At 64.3% G+C, this 23,637-nt stretch carries 17 protein-coding genes; 9 read left to right on the top strand and 8 right to left on the bottom strand.

All coding sequences use genetic code 11. The features are described 5' to 3' along the window. The first annotated feature begins 102 nt into the window (after positions 1 to 102). The gene (gene nhaB, locus KF707C_RS10245; protein WP_004422532.1) at positions 103 to 1,605 is read left to right on the top strand and encodes a sodium/proton antiporter NhaB; all 1,503 of its coding nucleotides are present in this window, start codon (positions 103 to 105) and stop codon (positions 1,603 to 1,605) included. Positions 1,606 to 1,722: 117 nt separating this feature from the next. Here nhaB and KF707C_RS10240 read toward each other — a convergent pair whose 3' ends face one another. From KF707C_RS10240 to KF707C_RS10225, 4 genes are all read right to left on the bottom strand, one after another. Then, positions 1,723 to 3,978, bottom strand: coding sequence for an Orn/Lys/Arg family decarboxylase (locus KF707C_RS10240; protein WP_004422529.1), 2,256 nt, complete (start codon positions 3,976 to 3,978; stop codon positions 1,723 to 1,725). A 116-nt stretch (positions 3,979 to 4,094) separates the two neighbouring features. Further along, complete coding sequence (gene dnaQ / locus KF707C_RS10235; RefSeq protein ID WP_004422527.1) at positions 4,095 to 4,832, bottom strand: DNA polymerase III subunit epsilon; 738 nt, start codon at positions 4,830 to 4,832, stop codon at positions 4,095 to 4,097. A 42-nt stretch (positions 4,833 to 4,874) separates the two neighbouring features. Further along, positions 4,875 to 5,318: a ribonuclease HI gene (gene rnhA, locus KF707C_RS10230; protein WP_004422525.1), complete on the bottom strand. Its 444-nt coding sequence runs from the start codon at positions 5,316 to 5,318 to the stop codon at positions 4,875 to 4,877. Continuing rightward, the gene (locus KF707C_RS10225; protein WP_004422523.1) at positions 5,319 to 6,083 is read right to left on the bottom strand and encodes a class I SAM-dependent methyltransferase; all 765 of its coding nucleotides are present in this window, start codon (positions 6,081 to 6,083) and stop codon (positions 5,319 to 5,321) included. It lies immediately after the preceding gene. 61 nt (positions 6,084 to 6,144) lie between these two features. On the opposite strand from KF707C_RS10225, the gene gloB reads away from it, so the two are divergent. Then, the gene (gene gloB, locus KF707C_RS10220) at positions 6,145 to 6,924 is read left to right on the top strand and encodes a hydroxyacylglutathione hydrolase (RefSeq protein ID WP_004422522.1); all 780 of its coding nucleotides are present in this window, start codon (positions 6,145 to 6,147) and stop codon (positions 6,922 to 6,924) included. 99 nt (positions 6,925 to 7,023) lie between these two features. After that, complete coding sequence (locus KF707C_RS10215; protein ID WP_004422520.1) at positions 7,024 to 8,604, top strand: lytic transglycosylase; 1,581 nt, start codon at positions 7,024 to 7,026, stop codon at positions 8,602 to 8,604. A 44-nt stretch (positions 8,605 to 8,648) separates the two neighbouring features. Here the strand turns inward: KF707C_RS10215 and KF707C_RS10210 are convergent, their stop codons facing one another. After that, a complete protein-coding gene (locus KF707C_RS10210; protein WP_004422519.1) occupies positions 8,649 to 10,091 on the bottom strand; it encodes an HDOD domain-containing protein in 1,443 nt (480 codons plus the stop codon). 234 nt (positions 10,092 to 10,325) lie between these two features. Here KF707C_RS10210 and KF707C_RS10205 point away from each other — a divergent pair, with 234 nt between their 5' ends. From KF707C_RS10205 to fabI, 6 genes are read left to right on the top strand one after another with little or no spacing between them, the layout of a single operon-like run. Then, positions 10,326 to 12,152, top strand: coding sequence for an extracellular solute-binding protein (locus tag KF707C_RS10205; RefSeq protein WP_004422518.1), 1,827 nt, complete (start codon positions 10,326 to 10,328; stop codon positions 12,150 to 12,152). Then, positions 12,149 to 13,996 carry an extracellular solute-binding protein gene (locus KF707C_RS10200; protein ID WP_004422516.1) on the top strand — a complete coding sequence of 616 codons (1,848 nt, stop codon included), beginning with the start codon at positions 12,149 to 12,151 and terminating at the stop codon, positions 13,994 to 13,996. Before KF707C_RS10205 ends, KF707C_RS10200 begins: the two co-directional genes overlap by 4 nt. Then, complete coding sequence (locus tag KF707C_RS10195; protein WP_004422513.1) at positions 13,997 to 15,082, top strand: microcin C ABC transporter permease YejB; 1,086 nt, start codon at positions 13,997 to 13,999, stop codon at positions 15,080 to 15,082. A 2-nt stretch (positions 15,083 to 15,084) separates the two neighbouring features. Then, a complete protein-coding gene (locus KF707C_RS10190) occupies positions 15,085 to 16,104 on the top strand; it encodes an ABC transporter permease (RefSeq protein WP_004422512.1) in 1,020 nt (339 codons plus the stop codon). A 1-nt stretch (position 16,105) separates the two neighbouring features. Further along, positions 16,106 to 17,713, top strand: a complete 1,608-nt coding sequence (locus KF707C_RS10185) for an ABC transporter ATP-binding protein (protein ID WP_004422510.1) — start codon at positions 16,106 to 16,108, stop codon at positions 17,711 to 17,713. A gap of 20 nt (positions 17,714 to 17,733) precedes the next feature. Then, entirely contained in the window at positions 17,734 to 18,528 is a 795-nt protein-coding gene (gene fabI / locus KF707C_RS10180; protein ID WP_004422508.1) for an enoyl-ACP reductase FabI, read from the top strand. A gap of 130 nt (positions 18,529 to 18,658) precedes the next feature. Here fabI and KF707C_RS10175 read toward each other — a convergent pair whose 3' ends face one another. The 3 genes from KF707C_RS10175 to lon all read right to left on the bottom strand — a co-directional run bounded on the left by KF707C_RS10175 (position 18,659) and on the right by lon (position 23,550). Beyond that, a complete protein-coding gene (locus KF707C_RS10175; protein WP_004422506.1) occupies positions 18,659 to 20,533 on the bottom strand; it encodes a SurA N-terminal domain-containing protein in 1,875 nt (624 codons plus the stop codon). Between the two features lie 211 nt (positions 20,534 to 20,744). Beyond that, on the bottom strand, positions 20,745 to 21,017 hold the full coding sequence (locus KF707C_RS10170; RefSeq protein WP_004422505.1) for an HU family DNA-binding protein: 273 nt from the start codon (positions 21,015 to 21,017) through the stop codon (positions 20,745 to 20,747). Positions 21,018 to 21,153: 136 nt separating this feature from the next. Then, a complete protein-coding gene (gene lon, locus KF707C_RS10165) occupies positions 21,154 to 23,550 on the bottom strand; it encodes an endopeptidase La (RefSeq protein ID WP_004422504.1) in 2,397 nt (798 codons plus the stop codon). Between the last annotated feature and the right edge of the window lie 87 nt (positions 23,551 to 23,637).

Genomic DNA, 23,637 nt, shown 5'->3' with positions numbered 1-23,637 from the left:
GCCAATCCACCTCGAAAAGCGCCGTCAAACACTTGATCTGGCGGGGACAGGCTGGCAACTTCCCTGCGCCCTCACCACAACGACAAGACCAAGGACACCGTGATGCCCGCCTCCCCCGCCGCCGCCCTCGGCCGCAACTTCCTCGGCCATTCCCCCCAGTGGTACAAGCTCGCGATCCTCGCCTTCCTGCTACTGAATCCCCTGGTGCTCGCGCTGGCGGGGCCGGTGGCCTGCTCCTGGCTGCTGGTGGCGGAGTTCATCTTCGCCCTGGCCATGGCGCTGAAGTGCTATCCACTGCTGCCGGGTGGGCTCCTGGTGCTGGAGGCGCTACTGCTGGGCCTGGCCACACCGGACGCGGTGTACGGGGAGCTCAAGCACAATTTCCCGGTGCTCCTGCTGCTGATGTTCATGGTGGCCGGCATCTACTTCATGAAGGACCTGCTGCTCCTGGTCTTTTCCCGCCTGCTGCTGGGGGTGCGCAGCAAGGCCCTGCTGTCGCTGCTGTTCTGCCTGATGGCGGCCTTCCTCTCGGCCTTCCTGGATGCCCTGACGGTCACCGCCGTGATCATCAGCGTGGCCCTGGGCTTCTATGCGGTGTACCACAGGGTCGCTTCGGGCAAGGGGTTCGGCGACGACCACAGCCACGACTCCGACAGCGAAGTGCACCATTCCAGCCGCGAAGACCTGGAAACCTTCCGCGCCTTCCTCCGCAGCCTGCTGATGCACGCGGCCGTGGGCACCGCCCTGGGCGGCGTCTGCACCCTGGTGGGTGAACCGCAGAACCTGCTGATCGGCCATGAAGCGGGCTGGCACTTCAAGGAATTCTTCCTCCGGGTGGCGCCGGTATCGCTGCCGGTGCTGGTGGCGGGCCTGATCACCTGCGTGCTGCTGGAGAAGCTGCGCTGGTTCAGCTACGGCGCCCTGCTTCCCGAGACCGTGCGCCAGGTACTCGCCGACCACGCTCGGGAGGAGAGCTCCCATCGCACCCAGGCCCAGCGCATGGCACTGCTGGTGCAGGGCGCCGCGGCACTGGTGCTGATCCTCTGCCTGGCGCTGCACGTGGCGGAGGTGGGCCTGATCGGCCTCCTGGTGATCGTGCTGATCACCAGCTTCAACGGCATCACCGACGAGCACCAGATCGGCCGCGCCTTCCAGGACGCCCTGCCCTTCACCGCGCTGCTGGTGACCTTCTTCGCGGTGGTGGCGGTGATCCAGCAGCAGCACCTCTTCACCCCCATCATCCAGTGGGTGCTGGCGCTGCCGGTCGACCAGCAGCCGGGCATGCTGTTCATCGCCAACGGCCTGCTCTCGGCCATCAGCGACAACGTCTTCGTGGCCACCATCTACATCACCGAGGTGAAGAACGCGCTGGACGCGGGCGAGATGACCCGCGAGCACTTCGACACCCTGGCGGTGGCCATCAATACCGGCACCAACCTGCCCAGCGTCGCCACCCCCAACGGCCAGGCCGCCTTCCTGTTCCTGCTCACGTCCTCCATCGCGCCGCTGGTGCGCCTGTCCTACGGGCGCATGGTCTGGATGGCGCTGCCTTATACCCTCGTGATGGGCACGCTCGGCTGGTGGGCCGTCAGCCACTGGCTCTGACGGCGGCGCATTCGCGGCTGGGGAAATCGCCGGACCCGGCGGCCGGTTGCTGCAGCGGCGCGGCGATGGAGAAGGCGCTGGGCACCACGCCAGGCAGGGTGCCCAACGCTGGACGACTTACTCCCTGACGCAGTCCACGGTATAGCAGCGCCCGGACGGACTCTCCTGACAATTGAGGCCATGTACGTCGATATCGAAGCCGGGGAAGCACTGGTCGAAGGTCCGGGCGAACTCCAGGTAGTCGACGATGGCGCGGGTTTCCGCCGTGAAACGCTCGCCCGGCATGATCAGGGGAATGCCCGGCGGATAGGGCACCAGCATCACCGCGGCGATGCGCCCTTGCAGGCGGTCCAGGGGCACCGGCTCCACTTCGCCGCGCACCAGCTTGTCGTAGGCATCGGCAGGTTTCATGGCCAGTTCCGGCAGGTGCATGTACATGCGCCGCAACGCCTTGGGAGTGGCGCTGTCGCGGTAACAGGCGTGCAGCGCGTCGCAGAGGTCGCGCAGGCCCATGCCGGCATAGCGCGCGCCCTGCTCGGCGGCCAGGGACGGCAGGGCCTGGGACAGGGGCTGGTTGGCATCGTAGCCCCGTTTGAACTCCAGCAACTCGGTAAGCAGCGTGCTCCACTTGCCCTTGGTGATGCCCATGGAGAAGAGCACCAGGAAGGAATAGAGGCCGGTCTTCTCCACCACCAGGCCGCGCTCCCAGAGGAATTTGCTGACCACCGCCGCCGGAATGCCCCGCTCCCCCAGCGTGCCGTCGGTGCCGAGGCCGGGGGTGACCAGCGTGACCTTGATCGGGTCGAGCAACACGTAGTCGTCCGCCACGTCGCCGAATCCGTGCCAGTCGGCGCCGGGTTGCAGCAGCCAGTCGCCGGTGGCCACCGCCTCGGCGCCTTCCACCTGGGGCGGCTCCCAGATATCGAACCACCAGTCATGGGCATCCAGGGTCTGCCAGACGTTGGCCAGCGAGCGGCGAAAGCGCAGGGCCTCGTCGAAGGTTTCCTGGATCAGCGAGCGCCCCGCCGGGCCCTCCATCATGGCCGAGGCCACGTCCAGGGAGGCGATGATGCCGTACTGGGGCGAGGTGGAGATGTGCATCATGAAGGCCTCGTTGAAGCGGTGCCGGTCCAGTTGGCGCGCGCCACCGTCCTGCACGTGGATCATCGAGGCCTGGCTGAAGGCCGCCAGCAGCTTGTGGGTGGAGTGGGTGCTGAACACCAGCGGGCCGTCGTCGGTGCGAGCGGTGCCCATGCCGTAGCGCCCATCGTAGAACTCGTGGAAGGCGGCGTAGGCGTACCAGGCTTCGTCGAAGTGCAGCACCTCCACCGAGTCACCCAGCGCCTGCTTGATCAGCTCCGCGTTGTAGCAGAGGCCGTCGTAGGTGGAGTTGGTCACCACCGCCAGCTTCACCCTGGGCTCGCGTCCCCGGGCGAGGGGATTGGCCGCGATCTTGGCGGCGATGGCCTCGGGACTGAACTCGCTCAAGGGGATGGGACCGATGATGCCCAGTTCGTTGCGTTCCGGCGCCAGGTAGAGCGGGATGGCGCCGGTCATGATGATGGCGTGGACGATGGACTTGTGGCAGTTGCGGTCCACCAGCACCAGGTCGTCGCGCCCCACCATGGAGTGCCAGACGATCTTGTTCGCCGTGGAAGTGCCGTTGATCACGAAGAAAGTGTGGTCGGCGCCGAAGTTTCGCGCCGCGCGGGCTTCGGCCTCCGCCAGGGGGCCGGTGTGGTCCAGCAGGGAGCCCAGTTCGGGGACCGACACCGACAGGTCCGAGCGCAGGGTGTTCTCCCCGAAGAACTGGTGGAACGCCTGCCCCACCGGGCTCTTGCGATAGGCCACGCCGCCGCCGTGCCCGGGCGTGTGCCAGGAGTAGTTGGACTGGGCGGTGTGCTCCACCAGCGCCCGGAAGAAGGGCGGCAGCAGGCCTTCCAGGTAGTTACGGGCGGCGCGGGCCACCTGGCGGGCAAGGAAGGGAACCGTGTCTTCGTAGAGGTAGAGCAGTCCCCGAAGCTGGTTGAGGTCGGCCATGGCGTCGGCCGGAGCGTTCTCGATGGTCTCCTGCTCGCCGAGGGCGAAGATCGGCAACTGCGGCGCCCGCACCCGCGCCACCCGGATCAGCTCCACCATGTCCTGCAACAACCGCTGGTTCTCCCCGGCGCCTTCGGCGGCCACCAGGATGCAGGCCAGGCCATGGTGGGTGGACGCGACGATGCGTCCTTCGGCGGAACTGGCGGTGGAGAGAATGGTGAAGCCGTCCTGCTCCAGCTCGCGGGCGATGCCGCGAACCCGGTCGCCGGCGACGGTGTCGGCCTTGATATCGCGGTGGACGATGAGAACGGGGAACTTGAGCTCTTTGTACATTGTGGCGTCCTGAGGGGGCGGCCCGGCCGCCTATGCCCTCAGGGTAGAAGCTGACCCACGGGGGCGGAACCCCCATTGCCAGCGGTTGTAACTAATGGTCGCAATCCCGGACGGGATCAGGACACCGGCGGGTTCTCCATCTGGACCCAGAGGGCCGGAGCGCCGGCGGACTTCTCGATGGCGGCCAGGCGCGAGGCGTGGGCGGCCAGCTCCTCCTCGCTGGCACGGATCACCCGGCCACGGGGACGGTCTGCGGCCAGACGGCGTATCGGCGTCGCCTGCGGACGGCCACCGGCACCATCGCCCCCCTCGCCCGCCAGGGACAGATTGGTCTGGCCACCGGTCATCGCCAGGTAGACGTCGGCGAGGATCTCGGCGTCGAGCAGGGCGCCATGGAGTTCGCGGTTGGAGTTGTCGACGTCGTAGCGCTTGCACAGGGCGTCCAGGCTGTTGCGCTGGCCCGGGTGGCGCTCGCGCGCCATCAGCAGGGTGTCGAGGACCGTGCAGTGCTCGGTGACGTCGCTGCGATCGGACTGGCCCAGCAGGGCGAATTCGTTGTTGATGAAGCCGATGTCGAACGCCGCGTTGTGGATGATGAGCTCGGCGCCCTTGATGAACTCGAAGAACTCATCGGCGACATCCTTGAAGCGCGGCTTGCCGACCAGGAACTCGTTGGTGATGCCATGCACCGCGATGGCGCCCTCGTCCACTTCACGGTCGGGCTGCAGGTACACATGGAAGTGGCGGCCGGTCAGGCGACGGCCGACAAGCTCGACGCAGCCGATCTCGATGACCCGGTGGCCATCGGTGACCGGCATGCCGGTGGTTTCGGTATCGAGTACGACGTAACGCATTGTTCAGGACCTGTACGAAGAAATGACCGCGAGGGCGGGATTCTAGCGGGCGGACAGCTCGCTGACACCCCGGTTGGCGAGTTGGTCGGCGCGCTCGTTGCCCGGATGTCCGGTATGACCCCGCACCCACTGCCAACGCACGTTGTGGCGTTTGACCTGCTCATCCAGGGCCTGCCAGAGGTCGGCATTCTTGACCGGCTGCTTGGCGGCGGTCTTCCAGCCGCGCTTCTTCCAGTTGGGCATCCATTCGGTGATGCCCTGCATCACGTACTGGGAGTCGGTGATGATCTTCACCTCGCAGGAACGCTTGAGGGCCACCAGGCCCATGATCGCGGCCATCAGTTCCATGCGGTTGTTGGTGGTATCCGGCTCGCCGCCCCAGAGTTCGCGCTCGGCCCCCTTGTAGACCAGCAGCGCGCCCCAGCCGCCGGGGCCGGGATTGCCCTTGCAGGCGCCATCGGTATAGATCTCGACCAGATCGCTCACTCAAACCTCGTGTTTCGAATCGCACCGGCTGACCTTCGCCACCGGCATGGGTACCAGCTTGCCCATGGGCTCGCGCCGGGACTGTCGCAATGGCCGCAGGCCGATCACCAGCTTGCGCGCCACCAATAGATAGAAGCCCGCGCCGAACCCCTGTCCGGCGGCGCCCCAACGCTCCAGCCGGGACAGGCGCGATTGCCAGGCGGGCGAAGCGAGCGGCGGACGATAGCACCCGAACCGGCGTTTCTCCAGCGCGAACCCCAGCAGGTTGAGCCAGTCGCTGACCCGCGCGGGCGAAATGCAGCGGGCCTGGCGCAGGGCGTCCTGGGCGAAGTAGTGACGCAATCCCCAGGCGCTCCAGGGATTCACCCCGACGATGATCAGATGCCCGCCCGGACGCACCGTGCGTGCGGCCTCCCGCAGCAGCCCGTGGGGCGACAGGCAGAAATCCAGGCCATGCTGCAGCACCACCACATCGGCGGCGTGCTCCCCGAGAGGCCAGGCGGACTCCTCGCAGGCGATTTCCACCCCCGGCAGCGGCGCGCCCAGATGCACGCTGCGCTGGATCTGCTTCGCCCCCGGAGGCACCTCCGCCCGGGGCCCGTAGTGCACCAGGTAACCACCGAAGTAGCGGGACAACTCGTCCTCCAACAGGCGCTGTTCCTCGAACAGCATCAGGCCGCCCAGGGGACCGGAGAACCAGGCGCGGGCGTCCTCGATCAGTTCCAGCCAGCCGGCGTCGGCCTGGGCGAATGCGTTTTCGGTCATGGCAATCTCCTGCGTCAGAGCCCTAAGATGCGCCATTGCTCCCTGCTTGGCGACTCCCTTCATGATCAAGATCGATGCCCTCCCCGCCTTCTCCGACAACTACCTCTGGCTGCTGCAGGACGAGGTCCGCCACACGTGCGCCGTGGTCGATCCCGGCGATGCGGCGCCGGTGCTGGCCTGGCTGGAAGCCCATCCCGGCTGGCGCCTGACCGACATCCTGGTCACCCACCACCACCATGACCACGTCGGGGGCGTGGCCCGCCTCAAGGAAGCCTCTGGCGCCCGGGTACTGGGCCCCGCGCGGGAGCAGATCCCCGTCCGTGACGAGGCCCTGGAAGACGGGGACCGGGTCCTCGTGCTGGGCCTGGAATTCCAGGTCCTCGACGTGCCCGGCCATACCGCCGGACATATCGCCTACTACCACGAAGACCAGCAGCGCCCGCTGCTGTTCTGTGGCGACACCCTGTTCGCCGCCGGATGCGGCCGTCTATTCGAAGGGACTCCAGAGCAGATGCACCGTTCCCTCAGCCGCCTGGCGGCCCTGCCCGAGACGACCCTGGTGTATTGCACCCATGAGTACACCCTGAGCAACCTGCGCTTCGCCCGCGCCGTAGAGCCCGGCAACGCCGCCACCGCCGCCCGTTTCGAGGCACTCTCGCGGTTGCGCGAGGCCGGTGGCATCACCCTGCCCTCCACCATCGCCCTGGAACGCGCCACCAACCCCTTCCTGCGGGCCGATGAAACATCCGTTAAACAAATGGCCGACGAGCGGGCTGGACGGGACAACGCTACGCCCACCGAGGTTTTCGCCACCCTGAGGGCCTGGAAGGACAGCTTCTGAAGGAGCGCGGATACGGCGCGGAACTGGTGAAAACTTGACCACCCCCAGGTCGGTTTCTAGAATCGCCGAACTTTTTGCGCCGGAAAAACCTCAGAGCCGATGTTGTCTTCGCCGATCAGAACCCTCGACCTGGATGCATTGGCACGAGCCGCGCGCGCGCTTGTGGTGGTGTTCGCCGCCACCCTTGCCGGTTGTTCCACCACCGACCAGAAGGATGATTCCGGCCAGGACACCGACCGTGCCCTGGCCATGCAGCAGCAGGCCCGCTGGCTGGAAGAGGCCGAGACCGAAACCGAACCCCGGGACATCTGGGAGCGCATGCGCAACGGCTTCAAGCTGCAGGAGGAGATCGGCGTAAACCCCCGCGTCGAACGCCAGCGCCTCTGGTATGTAAGCAAGCCGTCGGTGCTGGAAAGCGCCAGCGAACGCGGCAGCCTTTATATCCACTACGTGGTGGAGCGCCTGGAAGAGCGCAACATGCCCCTCGAACTGGCCCTGCTGCCGGTGGTGGAAAGCTCCTACAACCCCTTTGCCTACTCCCGCAGCCACGCGGTCGGCCTCTGGCAGTTCATCCCCGCCACCGGTCGTCACTACAACCTGCGCCAGACCAACTGGTACGACGGGCGTCGCGACATCACCGCCTCCACCAATGCCGCCCTGAACTACCTGGAACGCCTCCACGAGATGTTCAACGGCGACTGGCTGCTGGCCCTGGCGGCCTATAACGCGGGCGAAGGCACCGTCAGCCGGGCCATCGAGCGCAACCAGAAGCTCGGCCTGCCCACCGACTACTGGAACCTGCCGCTGCCCCAGGAAACCCAGAACTACGTGCCCAAGCTCCTGGCCCTCTCCCAGCTGGTCATGGCGCCAGAAGCCTATGGCGTGAACCTGAACCCCATCGCCAACGAGCCCTACTTCGAGGTGGTGGAAGTCAAGCAGCAGCGCCTGGACCTGTCGCAAGCCGCGGAGCTGGCGAACATCGACGCCGACGAGATGTACCAGCTCAATCCGGCGTTCAAGAAGCGCATCACCCTGGACGGCCCACAGCACTTGCTGGTGCCCACCGACAAGGCCGAGCAGTTCACCGCCAACCTCGCCCTGATGAAACCCCGGGAACTGGTGGACTGGCAGCAGTACCGCGTGCGCAACGGCGACAGCCTGCATGGCATCGCCAACCGCTATCACGTGACGGTCAAGACCCTCAAGGAAATCAACGGCCTTTCCAGCAACCACCTGCGGGTGGGACAGCAACTGAGCATCCCCATGGAACCGGGCATGAAGCCCGAGCAGCCCCTGTTCCAGAACGTCGCGCGGGCCAGCGCACCCGCCGTCACTCGCAACCACAAGGTGAGAAGCGGCGACAGCCTCTGGACCCTCGCCCGCCAATACAAGGTGGATGTGAAGGACATCAAGCGCTGGAACAACCTGAAGGGCAATCACCTCCGGGCGGGTCAGGTCCTCAAGCTGCAAGGCGGCCCCGCCCAGGTGGCCAGCGCCTCCAGCGCTACGCGCAAAAGCCAGGGTCGCGAGTCGGTGACCTACTACAAGGTCAGGCGTGGTGACTCCCTGTACATGATCGCCAAACGCTTCAACGTCGAGATGAAGCACCTGCAGCGCTGGAATCCACGCAGCGGCAGCGCCCTCAAGCCCGGACAGACGCTGACCCTCTACCTGCCCTGATCGTCGCCCCGAGGGCGCCGAAACAGGGCTCGGCATTTCGGCCCCTACTTCTGCGCCATGGCCTCCAGACAGCGTCCCGCCATCTGCGCGAAGCGCTGGAAAGCGATGAACTGCTCATGCCGCAGCGCCCGCCCGGAAACCCGGCTGTCCGCATACAACACACCGATCTCCCGGGTTCCCGCCATCAGGGGCGCGATGAAGAACATGCCCTGCCCAAGCCACTCGCGCATGCCGCGCGTCACCAGGTCGTTGAGGCTGTAACTGGCGGGGACGCCCATCCAGTGAGCCTCACGGTTCTTGAGTACGTAGCTGAAAAGGTTGGGCTCGCCGGGCGCTTGTGCCGCGAGGGAGAAACCGTCCTGCCAGTGCCCGGTCCCCTCGCCGACCGCCCGGCGCACGCTGAAACGGCTGCGCTGGTCGGCCAGCACCGCCACCATGACCCGCTCCAATCCGGCGCCCTGGTGCAATCCCTGGAACAGGGCATCCAGTACCAGATTGATGTTCGCCTTGCGGGACACCAGGAGCCCGAGTTCCTGCAGCGCACTCTGGAGAACAGCGAGATCGGGTTGCAGCAGGCTCGTCTGACGCTGCTCACGCTCCCGGCGAAGCAGCTCCAGGTCGGTATGGGGAATCAGGTGACAGAGCCGGCTGGCACCGAAGGTGGTGGCGACCTTAACCGCCTCGTCGGCGCTGGCCAGGACCTGTCGCATGGCCTCCTCGCGGGTGACGCCCAGCAGGCCCGCGAGGCGTCCCACCAGCTCGGTCATGGCGGGCGAGTCCCAACCTTCCAGGGCCGCTTCGCTGATGCGCATCCCGAGGTTCACCGACTTCACCGCCGGGTCGCCCTTCACGGAGGTGCCATGGGCCAGGGTGACCAGCTCCCCCAGGTTCCAGCTGCGCACCAGGCCCAGGGTGAGCTGGCGGAAGCTGGTGCCCAGCACCTCACGAACCGCCGCCTCCTCATCCACGCCGGGACGCGCCAGCAGCGCCGCCAGTTCATCTGCCTGCTCGTCACCGCAGCCCCAGAACGCCAGTTCCCCGATGTTGTGCAGCAGCGCCGCGATGAACACCTCCTCCTGGCTGCGGGCCATCAGGTAACCGGCAATGTTGCGCGCCTGCACCGCCGCATGGAAAGAGCGGGCCAGCAACTGGGGCAACTGCTCACGCGGCGCACCGGCCAGGAGACTGTCGATCAGGCTGACCGACAGCCCGATGAGCCGCACGTTCTCGAAGCCGATCAGGACGATGGCCCGGGAAATGGTCCGGATGGGCTCGAGGGAGGGGTTGTAGTAGACGCTGTTGGCGACCTTCAGCACCCGCGAGGTCAGGGTCGCGTCCCGCAACAGCACGTCGGCCAGTTGCTGGACCGAGGACGTATCTTCACGGGCCATCCGGTGCAGGTCCTGCACCACCGCGGCCAGGGCGGGCAATTCCGCCTCGTTGAGGCGGTCGATCCATGACTGCAGACCATGGCTGCGTTCACCCAAGGCATGCCCCTCCACACAAATTCAAGAAGTGTTGTCAGAATGATGGCCAGATCCCCTGGGAATGGCCTTTTTTCTTGTCGGTACAAGCTGTTACTGTACTTGCCAGCGATCACCGCCGCACCTGCCGCGCGTGACTTACGACACGAATCCGCTGGCCCGACACCAGCGCCTTCATGCCTGCGAGGCCTGCGCCTACATGCCCGACACGATAGCCATGGATCGGACACCTGCCTGATGCGTCGCCTTGCGTTCCTGCTGATCAGCCTGCTGGCCCAACCCTCCTTCGCCAATCTGGTCGAGAGCCACGGCTACGCCCAGTTCGGCGCCCTGAAGTACCCCGCGAGCTTCGATCACTTCGACTGGGTCAATCCCGCTGCCCCCAAGGGCGGCACCCTGCGCGTGATGGCCTTCGGCACCTTCGACACCCTCAACCCCTACACCTTCAAGGGCACCAGCCCCGTGGCCACCCCGAACTTCCTGCAGTACGGGGTGAGCGAGTTGAACGAGCCGCTGATGGTGGGCACGGGCCAGTACGACCCGTCCGGTGACGAGCCCGCCTCCAGCTACGGCCTGATCGCGCGTAGCGTGGAGTACAGCGAGGATCGCAGCTGGGTGGTGTTCAACCTGCGGGAAGAGGCCCGCTTCAACGATGGCCGCCCCATCACCGCCTACGACGTCGCCTTCTCCTACCGCACCCTGGTCAAGGACGCCCATCCCCAGTACCGCACCAGCCTGCAGGAAGTGAAGCGGGTCGACATCCTCAATCGCCACCGCATTCGCTTCGTGCTCAGGCGCGCCGGCAACCCCCTGCTGATCCTGCGCCTGGGCGAAATGCCTGTCCTGCCGCAGCACTACTGGAAGGACCGCGACTTCAAGGCCACCACCTTCGAGCCGCCGCTGGGCAGCGGGCCCTATCGGATCACCGAGGTCCGGCCTGGCCGCAGCCTGGTGTTCGAACGGGTCAAGGACTGGTGGGGCAAGGATCTGCCGGCGAACAAGGGCAAGTACAACTTCGATCGGGTGGAAGTGGAGTTCTACCGTGACAGCAACGTCGCCTTCGAAGCCTTCAAGGCCGGCGAATTCGACTTCTATATCGAGCACCAGGCGAAGAACTGGGCCAACGGCTATCGTTTCCCCGCCATCGCCCGCGGCGAGGTGATCCGCGCGGAGATTCCCCATCAGATCCCGACCCAGACCCAGGCGCTGTTCATGAATACCCGCCACACGGTGTTCAAGGATCGTCGCGTGCGCGAGGCCATGGGCCTGATGTTCGATTTCGAGTGGACCAACCGCACCCTGTTCAACAACGCCTACATGCGCGCCACCAGCTACTACCCCAACAGCGAGTTCAGCGCCGTGGGCAAGCCCGAAGGCCACGAATGGCTGCTGCTCTCGCCGCACCGCAAGGAACTGCCGGACGCCCTCTTCACCCAGCCCTTCACCGTGCCGACCACCCAAGGCCGCGGCATTCCTCGGGAAACCCTCCGCCGAGCACTGGGTCTATTGGCCGATGCCGGCTGGAAGCTCTCGGGCCAGCGCCTGGTGAACGATCGCGGCCAGCCGCTGCGCTTCGAGATCCTGCTGGTCAACCCGAACCTCGAACGCATCCTCCAGCCCTATCGCGAGAACCTCGCGAGCATCGGCATCGACGCGAGCCTGCGTACCGTCGATCGCGCCCAGTACAAGCAGCGCCTGGACCACTTCGACTACGACATGATCCTGATGACCCTGCCACAGACCCTGAGCCCGGGCCTGGAGCAATCGCTCTACTTCCACTCAAGCCAGGTGGGAGTGAAAGGGAGCAAGAACTACGCCGGTGTCGCCAACCCGGTGGTGGACGAGATGATCGAGAAGCTGCTCGGCGCCCAGAACCGTGACGAACAACTGGCCGCCGCCCGGGCGCTGGACCGTACCCTGCTCTGGGAGCACTACGGCATCCCCAACTGGTACATCAACTATCACCGCCTGGCGTACCGCAACCGGTTCGCCTTCGTCACCACGCCGCCCTATACCCTGGGCCTGCGAGCCTGGTGGCTGAAGCCCACGGAGAACGCCCGATGAGCAAAACGCTGCGCACCCGTTGCCTGCAAGGCTGCGGCGCTCTGCTGCTGTCACTGGCCGGACTGGCCCTGGCCGAACCCCGCCACGCCATCACCCTCTACGATGAGCCCGCCAAGTACCCCGCCGATTTCAAGCACTTCGACTGGGTCAACCCCGACGCCCCCAAGGGTGGAGACCTGCGGCTGGCAGGCCTGGGTGGCTTCGACAGCCTCAATCCCTTCATTCCCCGAGGCAACGCCGCCGACCAGGTGGGCCTGATCTACGACAGCCTGACCTACCACTCCCCCGACGAGCCCTTCACCGAGTACGGCCTGCTGGCGGAGAAGATCGAAAAGGCGCCGGACAACAGCTACGTGCGCTTCTACCTGAACCCGAAGGCGCGTTTCCATGACGGCAAGCCGGTAACGGCGGATGACGTGGTCTTCACCTTCGAGACCCTGGTCAAGCACGGCGACCCCATGTACCGCCACTATTACGCCGACGTCGCCAAGGTGGAGGCCGAAGACAGCCAGCGGGTGCGCTTCGACTTCAAGCACCCAGGCAACCGTGAGCTACCGCTGATCCTCGGCCAGATCCAGGTGCTGCCCAAACACTGGTGGGAGAACCGCAAGTTCAGCGAGACCAGCCTGGAACCACCCCTTGGCAGCGGCCCCTACCGCATCGCCAAGGTCAGCGCCGGTCGCTCCATTCGCTATGAACGGGTCAAGGACTGGTGGGGCCAGGACCTGCCGGTGAACCGCGGCTACTACAACTTCGACAGCGTGACGGTGGACTACTACCGCGACATGTCGGTGTCCCTGGAAGCCTTCAAGGCCGGGCAGTTCGACTTCAACCTGGAGTACTCCGCTAAGGACTGGGCCACCGGCTACCAGTGCCCGGCCCTGGAGGAGGGCCGGATCATCAAGCAGGCCCTGCCCAACCGCAATCCCACCGGCATGCAGGGGTTCGCCTTCAACATCCGCCGCCCGATATTCCAGGACCGCCGGGTACGCGAGGCCATCGCCCTGCTGTTCGATTTCGAATGGGCCAACAAGCAACTCTTCTTCGGCTCCTACAAGCGCACCAGCAGCTTCTTCGAGAACTCCGAAATGGCCTCGCACCAGTTGCCCACCGAAGCGGAGTTGAAGATCCTCGAACCGCTGCGCGGAAAGGTACCGGACGAGGTCTTCACCCAGGTGTTCCAGCCGCCGGTCAGCGACGGCAGCGGCATCATCCGCGAACAGAAGCGACGCGCCTACCAACTGCTCACCGAAGCCGGGTTCAAGATCGAGAACGACCGCATGGTGGGCCCGGACGGCAAGCCCCTGGCCTTCGAATTCCTCACCGCCCAGGCCAACCTGGAGCGCGTGGTGCTGCCCTTCAAGCGCAACCTGGCGGAACTCGGCATCGACCTCACCATCCGCCGTGTGGACGTGTCGCAGTACATCAACCGCCTGCGCTCCCGCGACTTCGACATGATTCCCGCCACCTGGGGCCAGTCCAACTCGCCGGGCAACGAGCAGATGGAGTTCTGGCATTCCCGCAGCGCCGACAGCCCCGGCAGCCGCAATTTCATCGGCCTGCGTGATCCCGCCATCGACGCCCTGGTGGAATCGCTGATCCGCGCCGACTCGCGGCAATCCCTGATCGACCACGCCCGCGCCCTGGACCGGGTGCTGCTCTGGGGCCACTACGTGGTGCCCAACTACTACGTGGACAGCTACCGGGTGGCCTACTGGAACCATCTCCAGCGGCCGGCCACCCCGCCCAAGTACGACTACGGCCTGATGACCTGGTGGCGGAAACCGGGCACGGAACCTGCTAGCCAACCCGCGCCCTCCCCCACCGAGCCGGATGCCCAGTAAATGCTCGCCTACATCCTGCGCCGCCTGCTGCTGATCATTCCCACGCTATTCGGCATCCTGCTGGTCAACTTCATCATCATCCAGGCCGCCCCCGGCGGCCCGGTGGAGCAGATGATCGCCAAGCTGGAGGGCTTCGACGCCGCCGCGGGAGGCGCCACCGGGCGCATCTCCGGTGGCGGCGCCGAAGTCGCCACGGCCAGCTCCAACTACCGGGGCGCCCAGGGCCTGGACCCGGAGCTGGTGGCGGAAATCGAGCGCATGTACGGCTTCGACAAGCCGGCCCACGAACGCTTCTGGCTGATGATCACCAACTACCTGAAGCTGGACTTCGGTACCAGCTTCTTCCGCGACGCCAAGGTCACCGACCTGATCCTCGAGAAGCTGCCGGTGTCCATCTCCCTGGGGCTCTGGAGCACCCTGATCATGTACCTGGTGTCGATCCCCCTGGGCATCGCCAAGGCGGTGCGCCACGGCAGCGCCTTCGACGTCTGGAGCAGCACCGCCATCATCGTCGGCTACGCCATTCCCGCCTTCCTCTTCGCCATCCTGCTGATCGTGCTCTTCGCCGGCGGCAGCTATTTCGACTGGTTCCCCCTGCGTGGACTGACCTCGAACCACTTCGACGAACTCAGCCTCGGCGGCAAGATCCTCGACTACTTCTGGCACCTGGCGTTACCGGTGACAGCCCTGGTGATCGGCAACTTCGCCACCCTCACGCTGCTGACCAAGAACAGCTTCCTCGACGAGATCAACAAGCAGTACGTAGTCACCGCCCGGGCCAAGGGCCTGTCGGAGCGGCGGGTGCTCTACGGGCATGTGTTCCGCAACGCCATGCTGCTCATCATCGCGGGCTTTCCCGCCGCCTTCATCGGCATCTTCTTCACCGGCTCGCTGTTGATCGAGGTGATCTTCTCCCTCGACGGCCTGGGCCTGCTCAGCTTCGAATCCGCCCTGAACCGCGACTATCCGGTGGTCTTCGGCACCCTCTTCATCTTCACCCTGCTGGGACTGGTCGTGAAACTCATCGGCGATCTCACCTACACCCTGGTCGATCCGCGCATCGACTTCGAAAGCCGGGAGGGTTGAACATGGCGCTCTCCCCCATCAACCGACGGCGATTCGAGCGCTTCAAGGCCAACAAACGCGGCTGGTGGTCGCTCTGGCTGTTCCTGGTGCTGTTCATCCTCAGCCTGGGCGCCGAGCTGATCGCCAACGACAAGCCGCTGGCGGTGAGCTACGAGGGCCAGTGGTACTTCCCCTTCGCCAAGCGGTACCCGGAAACCACCTTCGGCGGCGAGTTCCCGCTGGAAGCCAACTACAAGACGCCCTATATCCGCGAACTGATCGAGTCCGCTGGCGGCCGGATGATCTGGGCACCCATCCCCTTCAGCTACGACACCATCAACTTCGAACTGAAGGTCCCCGCGCCCGCGCCACCTTCGGCAGAGAACTGGCTGGGCACCGACGACCAGGGCCGGGACGTGCTGGCCCGGGTGATCTACGGCTTCCGCGTCTCGGTGCTCTTCGCCCTGACCCTGACCCTGCTCAGCTCCATCATCGGCGTCACCGCCGGCGCCCTGCAGGGATTCTACGGTGGCTGGGTGGACCTGGCCGGCCAGCGCTTCCTGGAAATATGGTCCGGCCTGCCGGTGCTCTACCTGCTGATCATCCTGGCCAGCTTCGTCCAGCCGAACTTCTGGTGGCTGCTGGGCATCATGCTGCTGTTCTCCTGGATGAGCCTGGTGGACGTGGTGCGCGCCGAATTCCTCCGGGGCCGCAACCTGGAGTACGTGCGGGCCGCGCGCGCCCTGGGCATGCAGAACGGCGCCATCATGTTCCGCCACATCCTGCCCAACGCCATGGTCTCCACCATGACCTTCATGCCGTTCATCCTCACCGGCGCCATCGGCACCCTGACCGCGCTGGACTTCCTCGGCTTCGGCCTGCCACCGGGCGCGCCCTCCCTCGGAGAGCTGGTGGCCCAGGGCAAGTCCAACCTGCAGGCGCCCTGGCTCGGCATCTCCGCCTTCATGGTGCTGGCGATCATGCTGACCCTGCTGGTGTTCATCGGCGAAGCCGCCCGCGACGCCTTCGACCCAAGGAAGTGAGATGAGCGAGAACCTGATTGAAATCCGCGACCTTGCCGTCGAATTCGTCACCGGCGACAAGGCGCAGTGCGTGGTACAGGACGTCAGCTTCGACATCCGCAAGGGCGAAACCCTGGCGCTGGTGGGCGAAAGCGGCTCCGGCAAGTCGGTGACCGCCCACTCGATCCTGCGCCTGCTCCCCTACCCCTTGGCCCGCCATCCCCGGGGAAGCATCCGTTACGGCGACAAGGACCTGCTGAAGCTGCCGGAAAGCCGATTGCGGGGCATTCGGGGCAACCGCATCGCCATGGTCTTCCAGGAGCCCATGACCTCGCTCAATCCGCTGCACAGCATCGAGAAGCAGATCAACGAGGTGCTGGGCCTGCACAAGGGCCTGACCGGCAAGGCGGCCACCCGGCGCACCCTGGAGCTGCTGGAGCTGGTGGGCATTCCAGAGCCGCACAAGCGGCTGAAGGCCTACCCCCATGAACTGTCCGGCGGCCAGCGCCAACGGGTGATGATCGCCATGGCCCTGGCCAACGAGCCGGAGCTCTTGATCGCCGACGAGCCCACCACCGCCCTGGACGTGACGGTGCAGCTGAAAATCCTCGAGCTGCTGAAGGAGCTCCAAGCGCGACTGGGCATGGCGTTGCTGCTGATCAGTCATGATCTCAACCTGGTGCGCAGAATTGCGCACCGCGTATGTGTCATGCAGCGCGGTTGCATCGTCGAACAAGCGTCGTGTGATGAGCTGTTCGAGGCACCGCAGCATCCCTACACCCGGGAACTCCTTGCCGCTGAGCCTTCGGGCCGGCCGGCGGACACCGAACAGGGCCCGCCCTTGCTGGAAGTGAAGGACCTCCGGGTCTGGTTCCCCATCAGGAAGGGGTTGTTGCGGCGCACCGTGGATCACGTCAAGGCAGTGGACGGCATCAATTTCAGCCTGCCCCGGGGCCAGACCCTGGGCATCGTGGGCGAAAGCGGTTCCGGCAAGTCCACCCTGGGCCTGGCGATCCTGCGACTGCTGAGCAGTCGCGGTGGCATCCATTTCCAGGGTCAGGCCCTGGATGGGATCTCGCAAAAGGAAGTGCGGCCGTTTCGGCGCGAGATGCAGGTGGTCTTTCAGGACCCCTTCGGCAGCCTCAGCCCACGCATGTGTGTGGGCCAGATCGTTGGCGAGGGATTGCGAATCCACCGCATCGGTACCGAAGCGGAGCAGGAACAGGCCATCATCGACGCGCTCCTGGAGGTAGGACTGGATCCGGAAACCCGGCACCGCTACCCCCACGAGTTTTCCGGCGGGCAGCGGCAGCGGATTGCCATTGCCCGCGCATTGGTGCTGAAACCGGCACTGATCCTGCTGGACGAGCCCACTTCGGCGCTCGACCGGACGGTTCAGCGCCAGATAGTGGAGTTGTTGCGCAGGCTACAGACCAAGTACGACCTGACCTACCTGTTCATCAGCCATGATCTGGCGGTGGTCCGGGCACTGAGTCACCAGTTGATGGTGATCAAGCACGGACAGGTGGTCGAACAGGGTCCGGCCGACGCCATCTTCGCCAACCCGCAGCACAGCTATACGAAGCAGTTGCTGGAAGCCGCATTCCTGGCTCCGGAAACTGCCCATTAACCAGAAGAGGATGAAAGCACATGGGTTTTCTCGCCGGTAAGCGCGTACTGATCGTTGGCGTAGCCAGCAAACTGTCCATCGCATCGGGCATCGCTGCAGCCATGCACCGCGAAGGGGCCGAGCTCGCCTTCACCTACCAGAACGAAAAACTGAAGGGTCGGGTCGAGGAGTTCGCCGAAGGCTGGGGCTCCAGCGCGGAACTGTGCTTCCCCTGCGACGTGGCCAATGACGACGACATCACCGCCGTTTTCGAGGCACTCGGCAAGAAGTGGGACGGCCTTGACTGCATCGTCCACTCCGTTGGCTTCGCCCCGGGCGACCAGTTGGACGGCGACTTCACCGAAGTCACCACCCGCGAAGGTTTCCGTATCGCCCACGACATCAGCGCCTACAGCTTCGTGGCCCTCGCCAAGGCCGGCCGCGAGATGATGAAAGGCCGCAATGGCAGCCTGCTGACCCTGTCCTACCTGGGTGCCGAGCGCACCATGCCCAACTACAACGTCATGGGCATGGCCAAGGCCAGCCTGGAGGCCGGCGTCCGCTATCTGGCCGGCAGCCTCGGTCCGGAAGGTACCCGCGTCAATGCCATCTCCGCCGGCCCCATCCGCACCCTGGCCGCGTCCGGCATCAAGAGCTTCCGCAAGATGCTCGCCGCCAACGAGAAGCAGACTCCCTTGCGCCGCAACGTGACCATCGAGGAGGTCGGCAACGCCGGCGCCTTCCTCTGCTCCGACCTGGCCTCGGGCATCAGCGGTGAGATCATGTACGTGGACGGCGGCTTCAACACCACCGCCATGGGCAACATCGAAGACTGATAGTCACCGGTGATGAAAAAGCCCGCGCCAAGGCGCGGGCTTTTTCATGGCGGGAACAAGACCTCTGCCTTGCTTCCGGAATGAATGAAAAAGGCCGCATCTAGCGGCCTTTTTCATTCAGCGACGAGGATCAGAAACGCTCGATCTTCGCAGCCTCTTCCAACTGACGGCGGAAGGCGGAGAAATCCTGCTGACCACTGCGGGATGCCAGGAATCGGCTGTACATCGCCTTCTCCTGCTCCGACAGCGGCGCATCGGACTGGTTGACGCCGTTCAGGCGGATCACCACGTAGTCGCCGTTATTCAGCTTCACACCCGCGAACTCGGGCTTATCGGCGGCAGTGGGCTTGGGCATGCGGAACAGGGTCTGCAGCAACACGGGCTCCACACCTTCCTGACTGCGAGTAGCGGCTTCCACCACCTGCCAGGCCTGCCCGTCCTGCGCCTGCTCGATCGGCGTCTTGCCTTCGCGCAGACTGGCCATCAGGGCCTCACCCTTGGCCTTCACCGCATCCGCGGCCTTCTCGGCGACCAGATGCTGGCGAATGCTGTCGCTGACCTTGTCCAGTTCGAGCTGCTCAGGCTTCTTGTGCTCCTTGACCCGCAGCACCACGACGGTGTCCGGATCCAGCTCGATGGCCGAGCTGTTGGCGCCGTCTTCCAGCACTTCAGTGCTGAAGGCCGCCTGCAGGACCTGGCGATTGGCGGTAATGCCTTCGCCGCCCTCGCGACCGAAGGGGGCACTGGTCTTCACATCCAGACCCAGCTCCTGGGCCGGCTGGGCCAGGTCGGAAGCCTCGAATGCGGCATCTTCCAGCTCCTTGCTGACCTCGACGAAACGCTGCTCTACCTGCTGGGCCTTGAGATCCTGCTCCAGCTTGGGTTTCAGGCTCTCGAAGCTCGGAACTTCAGGCGCCTGCACGCCCAGCAGCTTGATCAGGTGCCAGCCGTACTGGGTGCGAACCGGCGCGGAAACCTCGCCGTCCTTGAGGGCGTACAGCGACTCCTCGAAAGCCGGTTCGTAGACCCCGGGACCGGCGAAGCCAAGGTCACCACCATCGGCAGCGGAACCGGAGTCATCAGAGAACTCCTTGGCCAGGGCGGAGAAATCTTCACCCTTCTCCAGACGCTGTTTGACCTGATCGATCTTGGCCTTGGCCTGCTCTTCGTTCAGCTTGTCGCTGACCTCTACCAGGATGTGGGCGGCATGACGCTGCTCGGCGAGGTTGCTGATCTCCTTCTGGTACTGGGCCTGGAGATCTTCCTCCTTGGCCTCGACCTGGTCGAAGAACGCGGACTTCTTCAGCTCGACGTACTCGACGACTACCTGCTCGGGGCTCTTGAACTGATCGGCATGACCGTCGTAGTAAGCCTTGATCTCCTCGGCGGAGACCTGGATCGCAGCCGGGTCGGCTTTCAGGGTCAGGGTGGCGAAGTCGCGGGTCTGCTTTTCGAGACGGGCGAACGCCTGGACTTCGGCGTCAGTGACGAAACCACTGCCCGCCAGGCCGGCGCGCAGCTGGCCGATCAGCATTTCCTGCTCGAGCATCTGGCGGAACTGCAGGCGGCTGTAGTTCATCTGGCGAATGACCTGATCGAAGCGGTCGGCATTGAACTTGCCGTCCACCTGGAACTCCGGCGTTTGCAGGATGAGCTGGTCGATCGCAGCCTGGGAAAACCTGAAACCGGCCTTCTCGGCGCCTTGCAGCAGCAGCTTGCGCTCGATCAACCCCTTGAGGGCAGCATCGCGCAGCAGGTTCTCATCCAACAGCGAGGCATCGAAGTCCTGACCCAACTGCTGCTGCAGCTGACGACGCTGGAGGTTCATCGCCTCGTTGAGCTGGTCGAGGGAAATCTCCTCGCCATTGACCTCGGCCGCACTCTGGCGATTGCTGGTGGCGTTGAAGATGGCGTCGAATCCGGTCAGTGCCAGCAGCGCGATGATGACGCCAATGATGGTTTTGGCAATCCACCCCTGTGAATTGTCCCTGATGTTTTGCAGCATGGGTCCCCCAGAAACGGCCGCTTGGGATCGCAGCCGAGTAACGCGGGTAGAGTATCCGAATATGAGAAAGGCGCATCCTAGGATGCGCCTTCTCGTAGCTTGCGGGGCCTGAGACTCAACCTCACTGGTGGTAGGAAGGAACCTTCTCTGCCACTGCTCCGCTATCGGGCCAGGCTGAACCCAACCCGGTCGGGCAAAGCCCGAAAGACGCTTAGTTGACGGCGTCTTTCAGAGCTTTACCAGCTTTGAAGCCAGGGATCTTGGCAGCGTCGATCTTGATCGGCTTACCAGTCTGCGGGTTGCGGCCGGTACGGGCAGCGCGCTCTTTAACAGCGAAAGTACCGAAGCCAACCAGCACCACGGAGTCACCAGCCTTCAGAGCGCCAGTAACGGATTCGATAACTGCGTCCAGCGCACGGCCAGCTACAGCTTTCGGGATGTCAGCAGATGCGGCGATGGCATCGATCAGTTCCGACTTGTTCACTCTTAAGTCCCCTTATTTCTGTTGAGTTGTTTCTTAGTTGTTTGGTGTAAGCAAAGCGGGTGCTGGATGGCTTGCTGACACATAAGAGCCGCTCTTATAACAAGGGCTCAAAAATTGTGTCAAGAAAGCCCCCCGGCTAATGCGTGCTGATTCGCTCCTTGGAATCAGTCTCGCGCTTGTCATCCTTTGCAACCATCTCCGGAGCCGCATCGGGCAAGGGCTCCGGGGCGTATTGCAGCGCAATTTGCAGGACCTCGTCAATCCATTTAACGGGTTTAATCGCCAAGTCTTGCTTGATATTTTCGGGAATTTCTTTCAGGTCGCGCACATTCTCTTCGGGAATGATCACGGTCTTGATTCCACCGCGATGCGCTGCCAGTAATTTTTCTTTCAGACCACCAATGGCCAGTACCTGACCACGCAGGGTGATCTCCCCAGTCATGGCCACATCGGCCCGTACCGGAATCTGGGTCATGGCGGAAACCAATGCAGTGCACATGCCGATGCCTGCGCTCGGGCCATCCTTGGGCGTCGCCCCTTCCGGCATATGGATATGGATATCGCGCTTCTCGTGGAAGTCCGCCGGAATGCCCAGGCTCTTGGCGCGACTGCGCACCACGGTCAGGGCTGCGGTGATGGACTCAACCATGACATCGCCCAGAGAGCCGGTCTTGGTCAGTTGGCCCTTACCGGGAACCACGGCAGCCTCGATGGTCAGCAACTCGCCACCCACCTGGGTCCAGGCCAGACCCGTGACCTGGCCGATCTGGTCCTGCTGCTCGGCGAGGCCATAGCGATACTTGCGAACCCCAAGGAAGTGTTCCAGGGACTCCGCAGTGACCTTCACGGCGAAACGCTTCTCGCGAGCATGCTCCTTCACCGCCTTGCGACAGACCTTGGCAATCTGACGCTCCAGGCTGCGAACACCAGCCTCACGGGTGTAGTAGCGAATGATGTCGCGAATGGCGTCCTCTTCGAACTCCAGCTCGCCTTTCTTCAGGCCGTTGGCCTTGGTCTGCTTGGGCGCGAGGTACTTGACGGCGATATTGACCTTCTCGTCTTCGGTATACCCCGGCAGGCGAATCACTTCCATGCGGTCCAGCAGTGGCGCGGGGATGTTCATGGAGTTGGCGGTGCAGAGGAACATCACGTCGGACAGGTCGTAGTCGACCTCGAGATAATGATCGTTGAAGCTGTGATTCTGCTCAGGGTCGAGGACCTCCAGCAACGCCGACGCGGGATCGCCGCGCATGTCGCTGCCCATCTTGTCGATCTCGTCCAGCAGGAACAGCGGGTTCCTCACGCCTACCTTGGTCATCTTCTGGATCAGACGACCCGGCATGGAACCGATGTATGTACGGCGGTGACCGCGGATCTCGGCCTCGTCCCGCACGCCCCCCAGGGCCATGCGCACGAACTTGCGGTTGGTGGCACGAGCGATGGACTCCGCCAGGGAGGTCTTGCCGACGCCGGGCGGGCCGACCAGGCACAGTACCGGGCCCTTGACCTTCTTCACTCGCTTCTGGACGGCGAGATACTCGAGGATACGTTCCTTGACCTCTTCCAACCCGTAATGGTCGGCATCCAGGATTTCCTCTGCCTTGGCCAAGTCAAGACGCACCTTGCTCTCAGCCTTCCAGGGCACATTGACCAGCCAATCGATATAGGAACGAACCACAGTGGCCTCGGCGGACATCGGCGACATCTGCTTCAGCTTGTTCAGTTCCGCATTGGCCTTGGCCAGGGCCTCTTTCGTCAGGCCAGCGCTATCGATACGCTTTTTCAGCTCCTCGATCTCATTGTGCCCTTCGTCGATATCGCCCAGCTCTTTCTGAATGGCCTTCATCTGCTCATTCAGGTAGTACTCGCGCTGGCTGCGCTCCATCTGCTTCTTGACGCGGCCGCGGATGCGTTTTTCCACCTGTAGCAGGTCGATCTCCGCATCCAGCAGCGCCAGGACGTGCTCGACGCGCTCAGCCAGGTCGGTGAGCTCGAGGATCTCCTGCTTCTGCTCGATCTTCAGCGCCATGTGGGCCGCCATGGTATCCACCAGGCGACCCGGCTCGTCGATACTGTTCAGCGATGACAGCACCTCGGACGGCACCTTCTTGCCCAGCTGGACGTATTGTTCGAACTGGCTCAGCAGGCTGCGGACGAACACTTCGGACTCGCGCTCACCCGCGTCCACCTCATCGACCAGGCTGACTTCGGCGCGGCAGTGACCGTCCACCTCGATGAAGCGTTCGATGGCACCACGCTGCTCCCCTTCGACGAGGACCTTGACGGTGCCATCAGGCAGCTTCAGCAGTTGCAATACGGTGGCGACGGTCCCCATACGGTACAGGGCGTCTTCACCCGGATCATCGTCGGCGGGGTTCTTCTGGGCGACCAGGAGTATCTGTTTGTCCCCCGTCATCGCGGCTTCCAGCGCCTCGATCGACTTTTCACGCCCCACGAACAGCGGGATCACCATGTGCGGATAAACCACTACATCGCGCAATGGCAGGAGGGGTAATTCAGTGGTCGTATTCATGGTATCAGCTCTACGGCGGCCCTCAGGCCGTAAACGAATGGGAATGCCCTTGAGCCTAAGATGGGGTTAGGTCCGGGAAAAAACAAG

Source organism: Pseudomonas furukawaii, assembly GCF_002355475.1.
GTDB classification, from domain to species: Bacteria; Pseudomonadota; Gammaproteobacteria; order Pseudomonadales; family Pseudomonadaceae; genus Metapseudomonas; species Metapseudomonas furukawaii.
The sequence above is the reverse complement of the archived record's forward strand: the minus strand, read 5'-3'. Positions and strand labels throughout refer to the sequence as shown.

Bases quoted from the DNA above. Each gene is read 5' to 3' on its own strand.
- KF707C_RS10190 (WP_004422512.1), top strand. From the start codon at position 15,085: ATGGCGCTCTCCCCCATCAACCGACGGCGATTCGAGCGCTTCAAGGCC.
- dnaQ (WP_004422527.1), bottom strand. From the start codon at position 4,832: ATGCGTTACGTCGTACTCGATACCGAAACCACCGGCATGCCGGTCACC.
- KF707C_RS10200 (WP_004422516.1), top strand. From the start codon at position 12,149: ATGAGCAAAACGCTGCGCACCCGTTGCCTGCAAGGCTGCGGCGCTCTG.
- nhaB (WP_004422532.1), top strand. From the start codon at position 103: ATGCCCGCCTCCCCCGCCGCCGCCCTCGGCCGCAACTTCCTCGGCCAT.
- KF707C_RS10205 (WP_004422518.1), top strand. From the start codon at position 10,326: ATGCGTCGCCTTGCGTTCCTGCTGATCAGCCTGCTGGCCCAACCCTCC.
- gloB (WP_004422522.1), top strand. From the start codon at position 6,145: ATGATCAAGATCGATGCCCTCCCCGCCTTCTCCGACAACTACCTCTGG.
- lon (WP_004422504.1), bottom strand. From the start codon at position 23,550: ATGAATACGACCACTGAATTACCCCTCCTGCCATTGCGCGATGTAGTG.
- KF707C_RS10215 (WP_004422520.1), top strand. From the start codon at position 7,024: ATGTTGTCTTCGCCGATCAGAACCCTCGACCTGGATGCATTGGCACGA.
- KF707C_RS10195 (WP_004422513.1), top strand. From the start codon at position 13,997: ATGCTCGCCTACATCCTGCGCCGCCTGCTGCTGATCATTCCCACGCTA.
- KF707C_RS10225 (WP_004422523.1), bottom strand. From the start codon at position 6,083: ATGACCGAAAACGCATTCGCCCAGGCCGACGCCGGCTGGCTGGAACTG.
- KF707C_RS10240 (WP_004422529.1), bottom strand. From the start codon at position 3,978: ATGTACAAAGAGCTCAAGTTCCCCGTTCTCATCGTCCACCGCGATATC.
- KF707C_RS10185 (WP_004422510.1), top strand. From the start codon at position 16,106: ATGAGCGAGAACCTGATTGAAATCCGCGACCTTGCCGTCGAATTCGTC.
- KF707C_RS10175 (WP_004422506.1), bottom strand. From the start codon at position 20,533: ATGCTGCAAAACATCAGGGACAATTCACAGGGGTGGATTGCCAAAACC.
- fabI (WP_004422508.1), top strand. From the start codon at position 17,734: ATGGGTTTTCTCGCCGGTAAGCGCGTACTGATCGTTGGCGTAGCCAGC.